Genomic DNA, 16,474 nt, shown 5'->3' with positions numbered 1-16,474 from the left:
GATTTCAAACCATGCACACAGCAGTAACCGATGACCCACGCGTGCACTGGTCAGATCCCGACGGTATGAGCCATGGGTCCGACAGTAAATGCGTAGAGTCCTAAAGACTCGTAGGAAATGGCAACGCGTCCTCGCCCGATGCTGTAGTCAGCTGCGGATTAGGATGTAGGCGAATTCCTGCTTTCTCGGAAGATAAAGCAACGGCGACGTCAGGAACGTCGCCGTTGCAAAACCTTATTTGCTGACGCTGACGCCGTAGAAGGAGTTCAAGCCAAATGGGCTGATCTTGAAGTCCTGCACGTTGGCGCGCATGGGTTGGAACACCGTCGAGTGAGCGATAGGTGTCATAGGCACGGCATCCTTGAGGACGTGTTGCGCCTGTTTGTACAGTTCGGTGCGTTTGCCTTGGTCCGAAGTGCGCTTGGCTTGCTTGACGATGTCGTCAAACTTCTTGTCACACCATTTGGAGAAGTTGTTGCCTTCCAGCGAGTCGCAGCCGAACAGAACGTTCAGCCAGTTGTCCGGATCACCATTGTCACCGCTCCAGCCAATCAGCATCGCCTGGTTCTCGCCACCTTTGGAGCGCTTGATGTACTCGCCCCACTCGTAGCTCTGGATCTTGACCTTGAGGCCGATCTTGGACCAGTCGGACTGCAGCATTTCTGCCATCAGCTTGGCGTTCGGGTTGTAAGGACGCTGTACCGGCATCGCCCAGAGAACGATTTCGGTGCCCTCTTTGACGCCGGCTTCCTTGAGCAGCTCTTTGGCTTTCTCAGGGTTGTACGGCGCATCCTTGATAGTGGTGTCGTAGGACCACTGGGTTGGAGGCATGGCGTTGACGGCCAGTTGGCCGGCGCCCTGGTACACGGAGTCGATGATCTGTTGCTTGTTGACCGCCATGTCCATTGCCTGGCGTACCTTCAGGTCAGCCAGCGGGTTCGCATCGGTTTGTCCCTTGACCTTGGGCATCACGTTGTAGGCGATGTAGCCGAGGTTGAAACCAGCCTGGTCAGGCAGCTTCAGGGTCTTGTCTTCGCGCAGTGCCTTCAGGTCGGCCGGACGAGGGAACAGGGTGACCTGGCACTCGTTCTTCTTCAGCTTCTGGATACGTACCGATGGGTCGGTGGTGATGGCGAAGATCAGGTTGTCGATCTTCACGTCGTCAGGCTTCCAGTAGTCCTTGTTCCCGGTGTAGCGGATGTTGGAGTCTTTCTGGTAGCTCTTGAACACGAACGGGCCAGTACCAACCGGCTTCTGGTTGATGTCGGCGGCCTTGCCTTCCTTGAGCAGCTGGGCAGCGTACTCGGCGGACTGGATCGAGGCGAAGCTCATGGCCATGTTCTGGATGAACGCGGCATCAACGTCCTTGAGGGTGAACTTGACAGTCTTGTCGTCGACTTTATCGATCTTGGTGATGTTGGTATCCATCCCCATGTCGGTGAAGTACGGGAATTCGGTCGGGTACGCTTTGCGGAACGGGTCATCCTTGTTAATCATGCGATTAAAGGTGAACAGCACGTCGTCGGCGTTGAACTCACGAGTTGGCTTGAAGTACGGCGTGGTATGGAACTTGACGCCTTCACGCAGGTGGAAGGTGTAGGTCAGGCCGTCATCGGAGACGTCCCAGCTGGTCGCCAGTCCAGGAATTACCGCGGTGCCGCCGCGCTCGAACTGCGTCAGGCGGTTGAACATGGTTTCTGCAGAGGCGTCGAAGTCGGTTCCGGTGGTGTATTGACCTGGATCGAAACCGGCCGGGCTCCCTTCGGAGCAGAACACCAGGTTAGTCGCTGCTTGGGCGAACGGTGCGCTGGCTAACAAGCTTGCGCCAACTAAGAACGGAATGACCGCGTGTTTAAGCATGGTGGCCTCATGATTTGTTGTCATTTTTGGAATTAGAGGACGACCTCGTGAGTCGTGCCTGCGGATACTTATGCAGGGGCCATACCCAATGCAAGATCCAGAGCGACTACAAGCCTTAAACGGTGGCACGAACGTACCTTAATGTCGCATTTGTATAATTGCTGACGCATTTGACCGTTTGCGCAGCATTTTTACGGTGCAAATGACGCACTTTTAGAGTGCGTTCCTGACTCGGGTTGCTCCTGCGTGGGGCGGGGTGTTACTTATTCATACCCCGGATTGTGGGGTGGGCACGGCGTGAATAAGAGTGGTTATTGTTGCACCGATAGTGGCCAATCGACGGCTTTTCTCGGGTGGACCTATCCAGTTATAGCTCATGCCTGAAAACTGCCAAAAAAAACGGCGATCATTTTTATGATCGCCGTTTTTGTTTACGGGCTATCGATTCAAGGCATCAGCACTTCAATCGAGCCATCGGCGGTCATGCTGACCTGGCTGGTACCGGCCTCGACATCCGGCGTCACCGGTGCGCTGTCCATGGCGGCGGCTTTCATCATCATTGGCGCGCGCATGTAAGGCTGTGGATAACCGTTGCTGTTGAGGTTCAGGTTGACGATTTTGTAGCTCTTGCCGCCCAGAGCATCAGTCGCAAGCTGGGCGCGGGCCTTGAACGCGGTCACGGCATCCTTGAGCAGGGCGTCTTCGCTGGCCTTGCGGGTCGGGGTGGCGATGGCGAAGTCCATGCCGCCCATTTTCAGGTCGGTGAGCAGTTCGCCGGTCAGCTTCGACAGCGCAGCGAAGTCCGAGCTTTCCAGGCGCAATTCGGCACGCTCGCGCCAGCCGGTGATTTTCTGGCCCTTGGTGTCGTAGATCGGGTAGCTGTTGCGACTGCCCTGGCGCAGGGTGATGTTCTTGACTTGCTTGGCCTGGGCCAGCGCCTTATTCATGGTGGTGCTGACATCGGCGGCGAGTTTGGCCGGGTCGGTGTTCTGTTCTTCGGTGTAGAGGGTCACGATCATCAGGTCGCGCGCCACTTCCTGACTGACTTCGGCGCGCAGGGAAATCTGGTTGTAATGAAGCTCGTCGGCGGCCAGGGCCGGGAGGCTGGCGACGGTGCCAACGCTCAGGGCGAGGAGGGCGGCGCTGCGGCGGAATGTGTGCATGAAGGCTCCTTGAAAGGTGCGCAGGGGTATGATCCAGGCCTGCGTGAAACCATCAGACTCTAGCTTTTATGCTCCGGTTCGCACAGTTACAACTTCTATACAGAACTGATGGTGCGCGCAGGGCTTTTTGTGGCGAGGGAGCTTGCTCCCGCTCGGCTGGGAAGCAGTCGTAAAATCGGTATGCAAATTTTCTTTGTGTTACACAGTTGAATGCTTAGGGCCTGCTGCGCAGTCCAGCGGGAGCAAGCTCCCTCGCCACAAAAGCGTTCCCTTAAAACATTGAGCTTGGCTGTGGCCGTTTGCCGCACTTTTGCCTGTCAGCCCCCGTGCTTGGTTATACTCCCTGCGATCCGCCTGGAGCGCTCATCAGGAGAGCTCATGCTCGCCCCCGTTCAAATCACTTCCGCCACTCGCCAGAACCTCTGGCGGCTGACGTTCATCCGCACGTTGGTGCTGGCCGCCCAGGCCGGTTCCGTTGGCCTGGCCTACTGGCTCGAATTGCTGCCACTGCCCTGGTTTCAACTGGCTGCGACGCTCGCATGTTCAATGCTGCTGTGCGTGTTCACGGCCATTCGCCTGCGCACTTCGTGGCCGGTGACCGAGCTCGAATACGCCGTGCAACTGGCCTGCGACCTGTTTATCCACAGTGCGCTGCTGTATTTCTCCGGTGGCTCGACCAACCCCTTCGTCTCCTATTACCTGGTGCCGCTGACCATTGCCGCGGTAACGTTGCCATGGCGTTATTCGGTGATCCTGTCGGGTATTGCGCTGACGATGTACACGCTGTTGCTGGCGCAGTTCTACCCGCTGCAAACCTTCCCGATCGCTCGGGAAAACCTGCAGGTCTATGGGATGTGGTTGAGCTTTGCCCTCGCGGCTGCGGTGATCACCTTCTTCGCCGCGCGCATGGCCGAAGAACTGCGTCGCCAGGAAGAGTTGCGCGCCATTCGTCGCGAAGAAGGCCTGCGCGATCAGCAACTGCTGGCCGTCGCCACCCAGGCCGCCGGCGCGGCCCATGAACTGGGCACGCCGCTGGCGACCATGAGTGTGCTACTCAAGGAAATGCGTCAGGATCATCATGATCCGATGTTGCAGGACGACCTGAGCGTGCTGCAGGATCAGGTCAAGTTGTGCAAGCAAACCTTGCAGCAACTGGTGCGCGCCGCCGAGGCCAATCGCCGGTTGGCGGTGGAGATGCAGGACGTCACCGATTGGCTCGATGAAGCCCTCAATCGCTGGCACCTGATGCGCCCGGAAGCCAGTTATCGCTTCCAGCGCCTCGGCCAGGGCCCGGTCCCGCGCATGGCGCCGCCGCCGGACCTGACCCAGGCTTTGTTGAATCTGTTGAACAACGCTGCCGATGCCTGCCCCGAAGGGCTGCAAGTGACGCTGGACTGGGATTGGGAAAACCTGACCATCAGCATTCGTGACCATGGCGCTGGCGTGCCTCTGGCCATCGCCGAGCAAATCGGCAAACCGTTTTTTACCACCAAGGGCAAAGGCTTCGGCCTGGGCCTGTTTTTGAGCAAGGCCAGCGTGACACGCGCCGGCGGCTCAGTGAAACTCTACAGTCATGAGGAAGGTGGCACGCTCACCGAGCTGCGCCTGCCCCGTGTCGCCCGAGGAAACGAACATGAGTGAAGAGATCCAAGTCGAAGGCGAAGAACTGCCACATTTGTTGCTGGTCGATGACGACGCCACATTCACCCGCGTCATGGCCCGCGCCATGGCCCGCCGCGGTTTTCGCGTCAGCACTGCCGGTTCCGCCGAGGAAGGCCTGGAGCTGGCCAAGGCCGATCTGCCGGATTATGCCGCACTGGACCTGAAGATGGACGGCGATTCCGGCCTGGTACTGCTGCCCAAGTTGCTGGAAATGGACCCGGAAATGCGCGTGGTGATCCTCACCGGTTACTCGAGCATTGCCACCGCCGTCGAGGCGATCAAGCGTGGTGCCTGCAACTACCTGTGCAAGCCGGCCGACGCCGACGACGTGCTGGCGGCGCTGCTGTCCGAGCACGCCGACCTCGACAGCCTGGTGCCGGAAAACCCGATGTCCGTGGACCGCCTGCAGTGGGAGCACATCCAGCGCGTGCTGACTGAACACGAAGGCAACATCTCCGCCACGGCCCGTGCCCTGGGCATGCACCGCCGCACCCTGCAGCGCAAACTGCAGAAGCGTCCCGTTCGCCGCTGAACCTGCGCTGAATGAATGCGGGCCGTATCTCGCGACAAACCGGACCGATCATCTATGATCGGTTCGTGTGCGTACTTTTCTCTATCGAGCCTTATCCATGAATCAGAACGCTGAGTATTCCGCGGTCAACGACGCCGTGCGCGGGCAGTTTTTTCGCAAAGTGTGGGCGATGATCACGCCTTACTGGCGCAGTGAAGAGAAGGCCAAGGCCTGGACGCTGCTGATCGCGGTGATAGCGCTGTCGCTGATCAGCGTGGGGATCTCGGTGTGGTTCAACACCTGGTACAAGGACTTCTACAACGCCCTGCAAAAGAAGGACGAGGCCGCGTTCTGGCAACTGATCCTGTACTTCTGCGCGATTGCGGCGGTGGCGATCGTCGGCGCGGTGTACCGGCTGTACCTGACGCAAATGCTGACAATCCGCTGGCGGGCATGGCTCACCGAAAAGCACTTTGCACGCTGGCTCGCCGACAAGAATTACTACCAGCTGGAGCAGGGCGGTTACACCGATAACCCGGACCAGCGGATTTCCGAAGACCTCAACAACTTCACCTCCAACACCCTTGAGCTGGGTATCGGGCTGCTGCGCAATATCGTCAGCCTGGTGTCGTTCTCGATCATTCTGTGGGGCGTGTCGGGCAGCATTGAGGTATTCGGCATCACCATTCCCGGCTACATGTTCTGGTGCGTGCTGGTTTATGCGGTGGTCGGCAGTTGGCTGACGCATTTGATCGGTCGTCGCCTGATCGGCCTGAACAACCAGCAACAACGCTTCGAAGCCGACCTGCGTTTCTCAATGGTGCGAATTCGCGAGAATGCCGAAAGTATCGCGTTGTACAACGGCGAGCCGAACGAGAATCGTCGGTTGAGTGATCGCTTCGGGATGGTCTGGCATAACTTCTGGGACATCATGAAAGTGTCCAAGCGCCTGACGTTCTTCACCGCCGGTTACAGCCAGGCCGCCATTATCTTCCCCTTCATGGTTGCCGCCCCGCGTTACCTTTCCGGCAAGATCGAACTGGGCGAGCTGATGCAAATCAGCTCGGCGTTCGGCAACGTGCAGGAAAGCTTCAGCTGGTTTATCAGTGCCTACCAGAGCCTCGCTTCCTGGCGCGCCACCTGCGATCGTCTGTTGAGCTTCCACCAGGCCATGCGTGATAACGAAGAGCGTGCGCCGGCCATCGACGTACAGAATTCGGGCTCGGTGCTGAAGGTGCACAACCTCGGCCTCGACCTGACTGACGGTCGCCACCTGCTGTCCAACGCCGACATGACCGTGGAGGAGGGCGAGCGTGTGATGCTCAGCGGTCGTTCCGGCAGCGGCAAGTCGACGCTGCTGCGGGCGATGGGACATCTGTGGCCGACCGGCCACGGCAGTATTCGTCTGCCATCGGCGCGCTACCTGTTCCTGCCGCAAAAACCGTATTTGCCGATTGGTACCCTGCGTGATGTCCTCAGTTATCCACAGCCCGGCGATACCTATCCGAACGAACGCTACGCGCAGGTGCTGGAAACCTGCCGCCTGCCGCACCTGATTGCCCGTCTCGACGAAGCCAATCACTGGCAGCGCATGTTGTCACCGGGGGAGCAGCAGCGCCTGGCTTTCGCCCGTGCGCTGCTTTATGCACCACAATGGCTGTACATGGACGAAGCCACCTCGGCGATGGACGAAGAAGACGAGGCCACGCTGTATCAGGCGCTGATCGACGAGTTGCCGGGGCTGAGCATTGTCAGCGTGGGCCATCGCAGCAGCCTGAAACGCTTCCACCCGCGGCACATTCGTATCGAGAATGGCCATCTGGTGGACCAGGCCGTGACCGCATAAACACCACAAATCCTGTAGGAGCTGCCGCAGGCTGCGATCTTTTGATCTTGAAAAATCAAAGTCAAAAGATCGCAGCCTGCGGCGGTGGTGATCGTACAACCGCGTTGCGCTATGATGCGCTTTCAGCCGCCGATTTTTTCGAGACAGATGTTCACCATGGAAAACCCGAACGACGCTCCACGTCTCCCACGCAAGCGCCGCAGCCTCGCTCAGGAACTGGTGACGGTGCTGTCCGAGCAGATCCGCGACGGTCATCTCAAGCGTGGCGACAAGTTGCCCACCGAGTCAGCCATCATGGATGCCCATGGTGTCAGCCGTACGGTGGTGCGCGAGGCGATTTCCCGTTTGCAGGCGGCAGGGCAGGTGGAAACCCGCCACGGTATCGGCACCTTCGTGCTCGACACACCGAGCCCGAGCGGTTTCCGTATCGACCCGGCGACCGTCGTGACCTTGCGAGATGTGCTGGCGATCCTGGAACTGCGCATCAGCCTGGAAGTGGAGTCCGCCGGATTGGCGGCGCAACGTCGTAGTCCGGAACAGTTAGCCAATATGCGCGCCGCCCTCGACGCGTTGAATGAAAGCGCCGCTCACGCCAGTGACGCCGTAGCCTCGGACTTCGCCTTCCACCTCGAAATCGCGCTGTCCACCGGCAACCGTTATTTCACCGACATCATGACCCACCTGGGTACCAGCATCATTCCGCGCACACGGCTGAACTCCGCGCGCCTGGCCCATGACGACCAGCAGCACTACATGGGTCGCCTGAGCCGTGAGCACGAAGAGATCTACGACGCCATTGCCCGCCAGGATTCCGATGCGGCGCGTGCGGCGATGCGCCTGCACCTGACCAACAGCCGTGAGCGGTTGCGTCATGCCCATGAAGAGGCTGAGGCGCAGCGGGTTTAGGTTTTTTGCTTTTGGTGATGGGTCGCCCGATAAGCCGTCTTCGACTTGCTCGCGAAGGGGCCGCAAGCCATCCCGCAAGACCTTCGATCAGCCTCTTTTTTACTTATCTCCTGCTTCAATCTTCCGACAACGTATCTCCTGAACACCTGTTTTTCGAGGTGTGATCTTCCCTGCGCTCCCCTGAAGAAGCCCTCTAAAACAGGACTTCAACGAATTCTTGTCGAACAGTTTTTCACACCCGGCGATGAAATGCAGTTGACGGTTGTATTTTAAGTTGTACGATGACCTACAACTTCAGCGCGGGCTGAACGGTTTTCTCACACAACGTCGTTATCCAGGGTGTTCGAATAATGAATCCACAAGAACTGAAGTCCATCCTCTCTTCCGGTCTGCTGTCTTTCCCGGTTACCGATTTCAATGCTCAGGGCGACTTCAATCGCGCGGGTTACATCAAGCGTCTCGAATGGCTGGCCCCATACGGCGCCTCGGCTCTGTTCGCCGCGGGCGGTACCGGTGAGTTCTTCTCTCTGGCGGCCAGCGAATATTCGGAAATCATCAAGACGGCCGTCGACACTTGCGCCTCCAGCGTGCCAATCCTGGCCGGCGTGGGCGGTTCGACCCGCCAGGCCATCGAATACGCACAGGAAGCCGAGCGCCTGGGCGCCAAAGGCCTGTTGCTGCTGCCGCACTACCTGACCGAAGCCAGCCAGGACGGCGTTGCCGCGCACGTTGAAGCCGTGTGCAAATCGGTCAACATCGGCGTGGTGGTCTACAACCGTAACGTCTGCCGCCTGAACGCACCGCTGCTGGAACGTCTGGCCGAGCGCTGCCCGAACCTGATCGGCTACAAGGATGGCCTGGGTGATATCGAGTTGATGGTGTCGATCCGTCGCCGCCTCGGTGATCGCTTCAGCTACCTGGGTGGCTTGCCGACCGCCGAAGTCTACGCCGCGGCCTACAAGGCGCTGGGCGTGCCGGTCTACTCCTCGGCGGTGTTCAACTTCATCCCGAAAACCGCGATGGACTTCTACCACGCGATCGCTCGTGAAGATCACGCCACCGTCGGCAAGATCATCGACGACTTCTTCCTGCCGTACCTGGACATCCGTAACCGCAAGGCCGGTTATGCCGTGAGCATCGTCAAGGCCGGGGCAAAGATTGCCGGCTACGACGCAGGTCCTGTGCGTGCACCGCTGACCGACCTGACCGGCGAAGAGTACGAAATGCTCGCCGCGCTGATCGACAAGCAGGGCGCGCAGTAATACATCCGATTAAGTAAGGCCGCTGAGCAATCAGCGGCCTTTTGCGTGAGGAGATCTTCAAGTGGCTGATTCAAAGCGTTTCGATAACTACATCAACGGCGAATGGGTTGCCGGTGGCGATTATTCGACCAACATCAACCCGTCCGAACTGAGCGACGCCATCGGTGACTACGCCAAGGCTGACCTGGCTCAAGTCCACGCCGCCATCGACGCCGCCCGTGCCGCGTTCCCGGCCTGGTCCACTTCCGGCATTCAGGCGCGTCACGACTCCCTGGACAAAGTCGGTACTGAAATCCTCGCCCGACGCGAAGAACTCGGCACCCTGCTGGCCCGGGAAGAGGGCAAGACCCTGCCTGAAGCCATCGGCGAAGTGACCCGCGCCGGTAACATCTTCAAGTTCTTCGCCGGCGAGTGCCTGCGCCTGTCCGGCGACTACCTGCCGTCGGTGCGTCCGGGCGTCAACGTTGAAGTCACTCGCGAAGCCTTGGGCGTGGTCGGTCTGATCACCCCGTGGAACTTCCCGATCGCCATCCCGGCATGGAAAATCGCCCCGGCCCTGGCCTACGGCAACTGCGTCGTGCTGAAACCCGCGGACCTGGTTCCGGGTTGCGCCTGGGCCCTGGCTGAAATCATCTCCCGCGCAGGCTTCCCGGCCGGTGTGTTCAACCTGGTGATGGGCAGCGGTCGTGTGGTTGGCGATGCACTGGTCCACAGCCCGAAAGTCGATGGCATCAGCTTCACAGGTTCCGTGGGTGTCGGTCGTCAGATCGCCGTCAGCTGCGTATCGCGCCAGGCCAAGGTCCAGCTGGAAATGGGCGGCAAGAACCCGCAGATCATTCTCGACGACGCTGACCTCAAGCAAGCGGTCGAGCTGTCGGTACAGAGCGCGTTCTACTCCACCGGCCAGCGTTGCACCGCTTCCAGCCGCTTTATCGTCACCGCTGGCATCCACGACCAGTTTGTCGAAGCCATGGCCGAGCGCATGAAGTTGATCAAGGTCGGCCACGCGCTGAAAGCCGGCACCGACATTGGTCCGGTGGTTTCCCAGGCTCAGCTTGAACAGGACATGAAGTACATCGACATCGGCCAGTCCGAAGGTGCGCGTCTGGTCAGCGGCGGTGCTCTGGTGACCTGCGACACCGAGGGTTACTTCCTCGCGCCAACCCTGTTTGCCGACAGTGAAGCCTCGATGCGCATCAGCCAGGAAGAAATCTTCGGCCCGGTAGCCAACATCGTCCGCGTCGCCGACTACGAAGCCGCGCTGGCCATGGCCAACGACACCGAGTTCGGGTTGTCGGCGGGCATCGCTACCACGTCCTTGAAGTACGCCAACCACTTCAAGCGCCACTCCCAGGCCGGGATGGTGATGGTCAACCTGCCGACCGCCGGTGTGGATTACCACGTTCCGTTCGGTGGGCGTAAAGGTTCATCCTATGGATCACGTGAGCAAGGTCGCTATGCGCAAGAGTTCTACACGGTCGTGAAGACCAGTTACATCGGTTCGTAAACGCAATACCTCTGTAGGAGCTGCTGAAGGCTGCGATCTTTGCTTTTGAAGATCAAAAGATCGCAACCTCGTTTCACTCGGCAGCTCCTACAGGGAAATACCAAAGATTCACCCCGCATAAAAATAATCAGTGGGAGTACATCTACATGCAATCGACCAAGCCGACTCACGTCCGCTATTTGATCCTGCTCATGCTGTTTCTGGTGACCACGATCAACTACGCCGACCGGGCTACCATCGCAATCGCCGGCTCCAGCCTGCAAAAAGACCTCGGCATCGACGCCGTTACCCTCGGCTACATCTTCTCCGCATTCGGTTGGGCCTACGTGGCCGGGCAAATTCCCGGTGGCTGGCTGCTGGACCGCTTCGGTTCGAAAAAAATCTACGCACTGAGCATCTTCACCTGGTCGCTGTTCACCGTGCTGCAGGGGTATGTCGGCGAGTTCGGCATGTCCACCGCCGTGGTCGCGCTGTTCATGCTGCGCTTTTTGGTGGGCCTGGCCGAAGCGCCATCCTTCCCCGGCAACGCACGCATTGTGGCCGCCTGGTTCCCGACCGCTGAACGCGGCACCGCCTCGGCGATCTTCAACTCGGCGCAGTATTTTGCCACCGTGTTGTTCGCACCGCTGATGGGCTGGATCGTCTACAGCTTCGGCTGGCAGCACGTGTTCATCGTCATGGGCGTGATCGGCATCATCTTCTCCGGGATCTGGCTGAAAGTGATCTACAGCCCACGCCAGCACCCGATGATCAATGACGCCGAGTTCAAGCACATCGCCGACAACGGCGGCATGGTCGACATGGACCAGGACAAGGGCAAAGGCAAAAAGGCCGACGGTCCGAAGTGGGACTACATCCGCCAATTGCTGACCAACCGCATGATGCTCGGCGTGTACCTGGGCCAGTACTGCATCAACGGCATTACCTATTTCTTCCTGACCTGGTTCCCGGTGTACCTGGTGCAGGAGCGCGGCATGACCATCCTCAAGGCCGGTTTCATCGCGTCCTTGCCGGCGATCTGCGGCTTCATCGGTGGTGTGCTCGGCGGGGTGATTTCCGATTACCTGCTACGTAAAGGCCATTCCCTGACCTTCGCCCGCAAGGCACCGATCATTGCTGGCCTGCTGGTTTCCAGCAGCATCGTGGCGTGCAACTACGTGGACGTAGAATGGATGGTCGTCGGCTTCATGGCCCTGGCGTTCTTCGGCAAAGGCGTGGGCGCACTGGGCTGGGCGGTGGTGTCCGACACCTCGCCGAAGCAGATCGCCGGCCTGAGCGGTGGCCTGTTCAACACCTTCGGTAACATTGCGTCGATCACCACTCCGATCGTGATCGGCTACATCATCAGCTCCACCGGTTCGTTCAAATGGGCGCTGGTGTTCGTCGGTTGCAACGCATTGGTCGCGGTGTTCAGCTACCTGGTGATCGTGGGCCCGATCAAGCGCGTGGTGCTCAAAGAGCCACCAGCGAACGGTACTGAAGCCCCTGGCAAATTGTCTCAAGCGCATTCCTGAGGAGCGGCGTCATGCAGTTGATTGAACATTCCGACTCGCCGCGCTACATCCGCCTGCACGAGCGGGACAACGTAGTGATCGTGGTCAATGATCAGGGTGTACCGGCCGGCACCGAGTTTGCCGATGGTTTGGTCACCGTGGACTTCGTGCCACAAAGCCACAAGGTCACCCTGGAAGACATTCCAGAGGGTGGCCAGGTGATTCGTTATGGCCAGGTCATTGGCTATGCCTTGCAGCCGATCCCCCGCGGCAGTTGGGTCAAGGAAGATCAACTGCGCATGCCGACCGCGCCACCGCTGGACAGCCTGCCGCTGTCCACCGATGTGCCGGCCGCGCAGGCACCGCTGGAAGGTTTCACCTTCGAGGGTTATCGCAACGCCGACGGCACCGTCGGCACGCGCAACATTCTGGGTATCACTACCACCGTGCAGTGTGTGACCGGGGTGCTCGATCATGCGGTCAAGCGCATCAAGGATGAGTTGCTGCCCAAGTACCCGCACGTCGATGACGTGGTGGCGCTGACCCACAGCTATGGCTGTGGCGTGGCGATCACCGCGACTGACGCGTACATCCCGATCCGCACTGTGCGCAACCTGGCGCGCAACCCTAACCTGGGTGGCGAAGCCTTGGTGATCAGCCTGGGCTGCGAGAAATTGCAGGCCGGGCAAGTGATGCACGACAACGACAGCTCGGTGGATCTCAGCGAGCCTTGGTTATACCGCTTGCAGGATTCCAGTCACGGTTTCACCGAAATGATCGAACAGATCATGGAACTGGCCGAGACACGCTTGAAGAAGCTCGATCAACGTCGCCGGGAAACCGTGCCGGCGTCCGAACTGATTCTGGGCATGCAATGCGGTGGCAGTGATGCGTTCTCTGGCATCACCGCCAACCCGGCGCTCGGTTATGCCTCGGACCTGCTTCTGCGGGCCGGTGCGACGGTGATGTTTTCTGAAGTCACCGAAGTACGTGATGCCATTTATTTACTGACCTCACGGGCGGAAAACCAGGACGTCGCCCAGGAACTGGTGCGGGAAATGGACTGGTACGACCGCTACCTGGCCAAGGGCGAGGCGGATCGCAGTGCCAACACCACCCCAGGCAACAAGAAGGGCGGGTTGTCGAACATTGTCGAGAAATCCCTGGGATCGATCGTCAAGTCCGGCAGCAGCGCGATCAACGGCGTGCTTGGCCCTGGCGAGCGTTTCAAGCGCAAAGGCCTGATCTTCTGCGCGACTCCGGCCAGCGACTTTGTTTGCGGGACTTTGCAGTTGGCGGCGGGGATGAACCTGCACGTGTTTACCACCGGTCGTGGCACGCCTTACGGGCTGGCCATGGCACCAGTGGTGAAGGTCTCGACCCGGACCGAACTGGCACAACGCTGGCCGGACCTGATCGACATCGACGCGGGCCGAATCGCTACCGGACGCGCTTCCATCGAGGAGCTTGGCTGGGAGTTGTTCCACTACTACCTGGACGTGGCCAGCGGCAAGCAGCAGACGTGGGCTGAAAAGCACAAGCTGCATAACGACATCACCTTGTTCAACCCGGCGCCGATCACTTAAGACCGAGTCGCCTGCTTCGCGAGCAAGCCCGCTCCCACACTGGATTGTCGTCGCGCACAAATTTTGTGTTCGACACTGATCAAATGTGGGAGCGGGCTTGCTCGCGAAGGCGATCTAGCAGGCGCCGAAGTCTTCAGTGGCTTATCATTAGCCCCCTAACGACGCCCACCAAGGTTACCCCCGGCATGCTGGCAATTTTCCTCGAAACCCTGAACATCACCGCGCCGGTGTTTGCCATGCTGTTTCTCGGGGTGCTGCTCAAGCGCATCGACTGGATCAACGACAACTTCATCCACACCGCATCGTCACTGGTGTTCAACGTCACCATGCCGGCGTTGTTGTTTCTGGGCATCCTGCATGCCGACCTGCACGCGGCGCTGCAACCGGCGCTGCTGATCTATTTCTCCCTCGCGACCCTGGCGTGTTTTGCCATCGCCTGGGGTTGGGCGATCTGGAAGTGCCCGCGGGAAGACCGGGGGATCTACACCCAGGGTGCGTTTCGCGGTAACAACGGGGTCATCGGCCTGGCACTGGCGGCAAGCATGTACGGCGACTACGGGATTTCACTCGGGGCGATCCTCGCGGCGCTGGTGATCCTGTTCTACAACACCCTCTCGACCATCGTGCTGGCGGTGTACAGTCCGGTGATCAAGTCCGATCCGTGGAGCATCTGCAAAAGCGTGTTCAGCAATCCGCTGATCATCAGCGTGATCGTGGCTGCCCCCTTTGCCTATTTCAAGATTGGCTTGCCTGGCTGGCTGGAAACCTCCGGCCAGTATCTGGCGCAAACGACCTTGCCGCTGGCGCTGATCTGCATCGGCGGCACGCTGTCCCTGGCCGCGCTGCGCAAAAGCGGCAACATGGCGCTGAGTTCAAGCCTGGTGAAGATGATCGGTTTGCCGGTACTGGCAACACTGGGCGCGTGGTTGTGGGGCTTTCGCGGGGCGGAACTGGGGATTCTGTTCCTGTACTTCGGCAGCCCGACCGCCGCTGCCAGTTTCGTCATGGCCCGGGCGGCGGATGGCAATCACGAGTTGGCGGCGGCGATTATCGTGATCACCACGCTGATGGCGGCGGTCACCACCAATGTCGGGATCTTCTTTTTGCAGTGGGGTGGGTGGATTTAAAGGCAAGGGTCAAAAGATCGCAGCCTGCGGCAGCTCCTACAGGAAAACGCATTCCAATGTAGGAGCTGCCGCAGGCTGCGATCTTTTCAAAGCAATAAAATTATTCCGGCTTCTGGTAACTGTCGATCACTTCCTGCGCCGCCCGAAACGCATCAATCGCCGCCGGCACACCGGCATACACCGCGCAATGCAGCAGCGCCTCGCGAATCTCATCCACAGTGCAGCCATTGTTCAGCGCACCGCGCACGTGACCTTTCAATTCCTGCGGGCACTTGAGTGCAGTCAGGGCGGCAAGGGTGATCAGGCTGCGGGTTTTCAGTGGCAGGCCTTCGCGATTCCACACACCGCCCCAGGCGTGTTCATTGACGAAGTCCTGCAGCGGCTGGGTGAATTCGGTGGCATTGCCCAGTGCGCGGTCGACGAAGGCGTCGCCCATCACTTGGCGGCGGACTTCAACGCCGGGTTTTTTATTCTCGGTCATGGGGCTTCCTTCTTATGGTGTTGGCGACGCCAGGCGCGTAGTGACGTGAACAACAAAAACGCCACCAGCGCCGGCAGGACGAAAAACAGCATCAAGTGTTCCAGCTTGCCGGCCAGTGGCATACCGGTGGTGAACGACACCACGTGTAGCCCATACGCCAGGTACAAACCCAGAAACAGCAGGCCTTCGGCGCGGGTCACCCGGTAGCCGGAGTAGAACACCGGCAGGCACAGCGCCGCGACGCCGAGCATCACCGGCAGGTCAAAATCCAGGGCGTTGGGCGACACCGACAGCGGCGACGGTGCCACCAGCGCGGTAAAACCGAGCACACCCAGGAGGTTGAACAGGTTGCTGCCAATCACGTTGCCCACGGCAATATCGCGCTCGCCGCGCATGGCCGCGATCAACGAAGTGGCCAGTTCAGGCAGTGAGGTGCTGACGGCGACGATGGTCAGGCCGATGATCCGCTCCGACAACCCAAGATCGGTGGCCACCACAACCGCCGCGCCCAGCAGCAAGTGCCCGGCGTACACCAGCATCGCCAGCCCGGCGACGATCATCAGCAGGCTGCTCAGCCATGGCGCTTGCCCATGATGGTCATGGCTCGATACCGGCCGTCCCGAATGCCGTGACTGGCGCAGCAACAAGCCCAGGTAAATCGCCAGTGCCGTCAGCAGCATCACGCCGTCGGCCCGGGACAGTTCTTCATTCCAGGCGAGTACGAACACCAGCAGGCTGGCGCCGATCATCAACGGAATATCCAGGCGTACCAATTGCCGGAAAACCCGCAAAGGAATGATCAGCGCGGACAACCCGAGGGTGACGAGGATGTTGAAAATGCTGCTGCCGATCACACTGCCGACGGCGATGTCGGCAGTGTGCGCCAGGGTCGCTTGCAGGCTGACCGCCATTTGCGGCGCGCTGCTGCCGAGGGCGACGATGGTCAGGCCGATGATCAGCGGTCGTACGTGCAGCCGCGCGGCGATGCGTACGGCGGCGCGCACCATCAATTCGGCGCCGACAATCAGCAGGAACAATCCGCTGAGCAATTCGATCACACTGATCAGGGG

At 59.7% G+C, this 16,474-nt stretch carries 13 protein-coding genes; 9 read left to right on the top strand and 4 right to left on the bottom strand.

Annotated features, from left to right (window positions below):
• Window positions 1-234 precede the first annotated feature (234 nt).
• Entirely contained in the window at window positions 235-1,860 is a 1,626-nt protein-coding gene (locus tag ACM6IT_RS17130; RefSeq protein WP_056728300.1) for an ABC transporter substrate-binding protein, read from the bottom strand.
• Window positions 1,861-2,306: 446 nt separating this feature from the next.
• The gene (locus ACM6IT_RS17125) at window positions 2,307-3,023 is read right to left on the bottom strand and encodes an SIMPL domain-containing protein (protein ID WP_223542499.1); all 717 of its coding nucleotides are present in this window, start codon (window positions 3,021-3,023) and stop codon (window positions 2,307-2,309) included.
• Window positions 3,024-3,401: 378 nt separating this feature from the next.
• On the opposite strand from ACM6IT_RS17125, the gene ACM6IT_RS17120 reads away from it, so the two are divergent.
• The 9 genes from ACM6IT_RS17120 to ACM6IT_RS17080 all read left to right on the top strand — a co-directional run bounded on the left by ACM6IT_RS17120 (window position 3,402) and on the right by ACM6IT_RS17080 (window position 14,923).
• On the top strand, window positions 3,402-4,664 hold the full coding sequence (locus ACM6IT_RS17120; protein ID WP_056728304.1) for an ATP-binding protein: 1,263 nt from the start codon (window positions 3,402-3,404) through the stop codon (window positions 4,662-4,664).
• Window positions 4,657-5,217, top strand: a complete 561-nt coding sequence (locus ACM6IT_RS17115) for a response regulator transcription factor (RefSeq protein WP_007973041.1) — start codon at window positions 4,657-4,659, stop codon at window positions 5,215-5,217. The genes ACM6IT_RS17120 and ACM6IT_RS17115 overlap by 8 nt, the downstream gene beginning before the upstream one ends.
• 97 nt (window positions 5,218-5,314) lie before the next feature.
• A complete protein-coding gene (locus tag ACM6IT_RS17110) occupies window positions 5,315-7,042 on the top strand; it encodes an ABC transporter ATP-binding protein/permease (RefSeq protein ID WP_056728306.1) in 1,728 nt (575 codons plus the stop codon).
• Window positions 7,043-7,198: 156 nt separating this feature from the next.
• Window positions 7,199-7,948, top strand: a complete 750-nt coding sequence (locus tag ACM6IT_RS17105) for a FadR/GntR family transcriptional regulator (RefSeq protein WP_177336501.1) — start codon at window positions 7,199-7,201, stop codon at window positions 7,946-7,948.
• A gap of 350 nt (window positions 7,949-8,298) precedes the next feature.
• Entirely contained in the window at window positions 8,299-9,210 is a 912-nt protein-coding gene (kdgD, locus tag ACM6IT_RS17100; protein ID WP_056728312.1) for a 5-dehydro-4-deoxyglucarate dehydratase, read from the top strand.
• Between the two features lie 61 nt (window positions 9,211-9,271).
• Window positions 9,272-10,717, top strand: coding sequence for an aldehyde dehydrogenase family protein (locus ACM6IT_RS17095; protein ID WP_414914024.1), 1,446 nt, complete (start codon window positions 9,272-9,274; stop codon window positions 10,715-10,717).
• 146 nt (window positions 10,718-10,863) lie between these two features.
• Window positions 10,864-12,231, top strand: coding sequence for an MFS transporter (locus ACM6IT_RS17090; protein WP_409078300.1), 1,368 nt, complete (start codon window positions 10,864-10,866; stop codon window positions 12,229-12,231).
• Window positions 12,232-12,242: 11 nt separating this feature from the next.
• Window positions 12,243-13,796, top strand: a complete 1,554-nt coding sequence (gene garD / locus ACM6IT_RS17085) for a galactarate dehydratase (protein ID WP_056728321.1) — start codon at window positions 12,243-12,245, stop codon at window positions 13,794-13,796.
• Window positions 13,797-13,981: 185 nt separating this feature from the next.
• A complete protein-coding gene (locus ACM6IT_RS17080; protein WP_056728322.1) occupies window positions 13,982-14,923 on the top strand; it encodes an AEC family transporter in 942 nt (313 codons plus the stop codon).
• Between the two features lie 100 nt (window positions 14,924-15,023).
• On the opposite strand, the gene ACM6IT_RS17075 is transcribed toward ACM6IT_RS17080, so the two are convergent.
• Both ACM6IT_RS17075 and ACM6IT_RS17070 read right to left on the bottom strand, forming a co-directional pair.
• A complete protein-coding gene (locus ACM6IT_RS17075; protein WP_046040018.1) occupies window positions 15,024-15,404 on the bottom strand; it encodes a carboxymuconolactone decarboxylase family protein in 381 nt (126 codons plus the stop codon).
• Window positions 15,401-16,462, bottom strand: coding sequence for a calcium/sodium antiporter (locus ACM6IT_RS17070; RefSeq protein WP_414918394.1), 1,062 nt, complete (start codon window positions 16,460-16,462; stop codon window positions 15,401-15,403). The genes ACM6IT_RS17075 and ACM6IT_RS17070 overlap by 4 nt, the downstream gene beginning before the upstream one ends.
• Between the last annotated feature and the right edge of the window lie 12 nt (window positions 16,463-16,474).

The organism is Pseudomonas sp. IT-P4 (assembly GCF_949767755.1).
GTDB lineage: Bacteria > Pseudomonadota > Gammaproteobacteria > Pseudomonadales > Pseudomonadaceae > Aquipseudomonas > Aquipseudomonas monachiensis.
The sequence above is the reverse complement of the archived record's forward strand: the minus strand, read 5'-3'. Positions and strand labels throughout refer to the sequence as shown.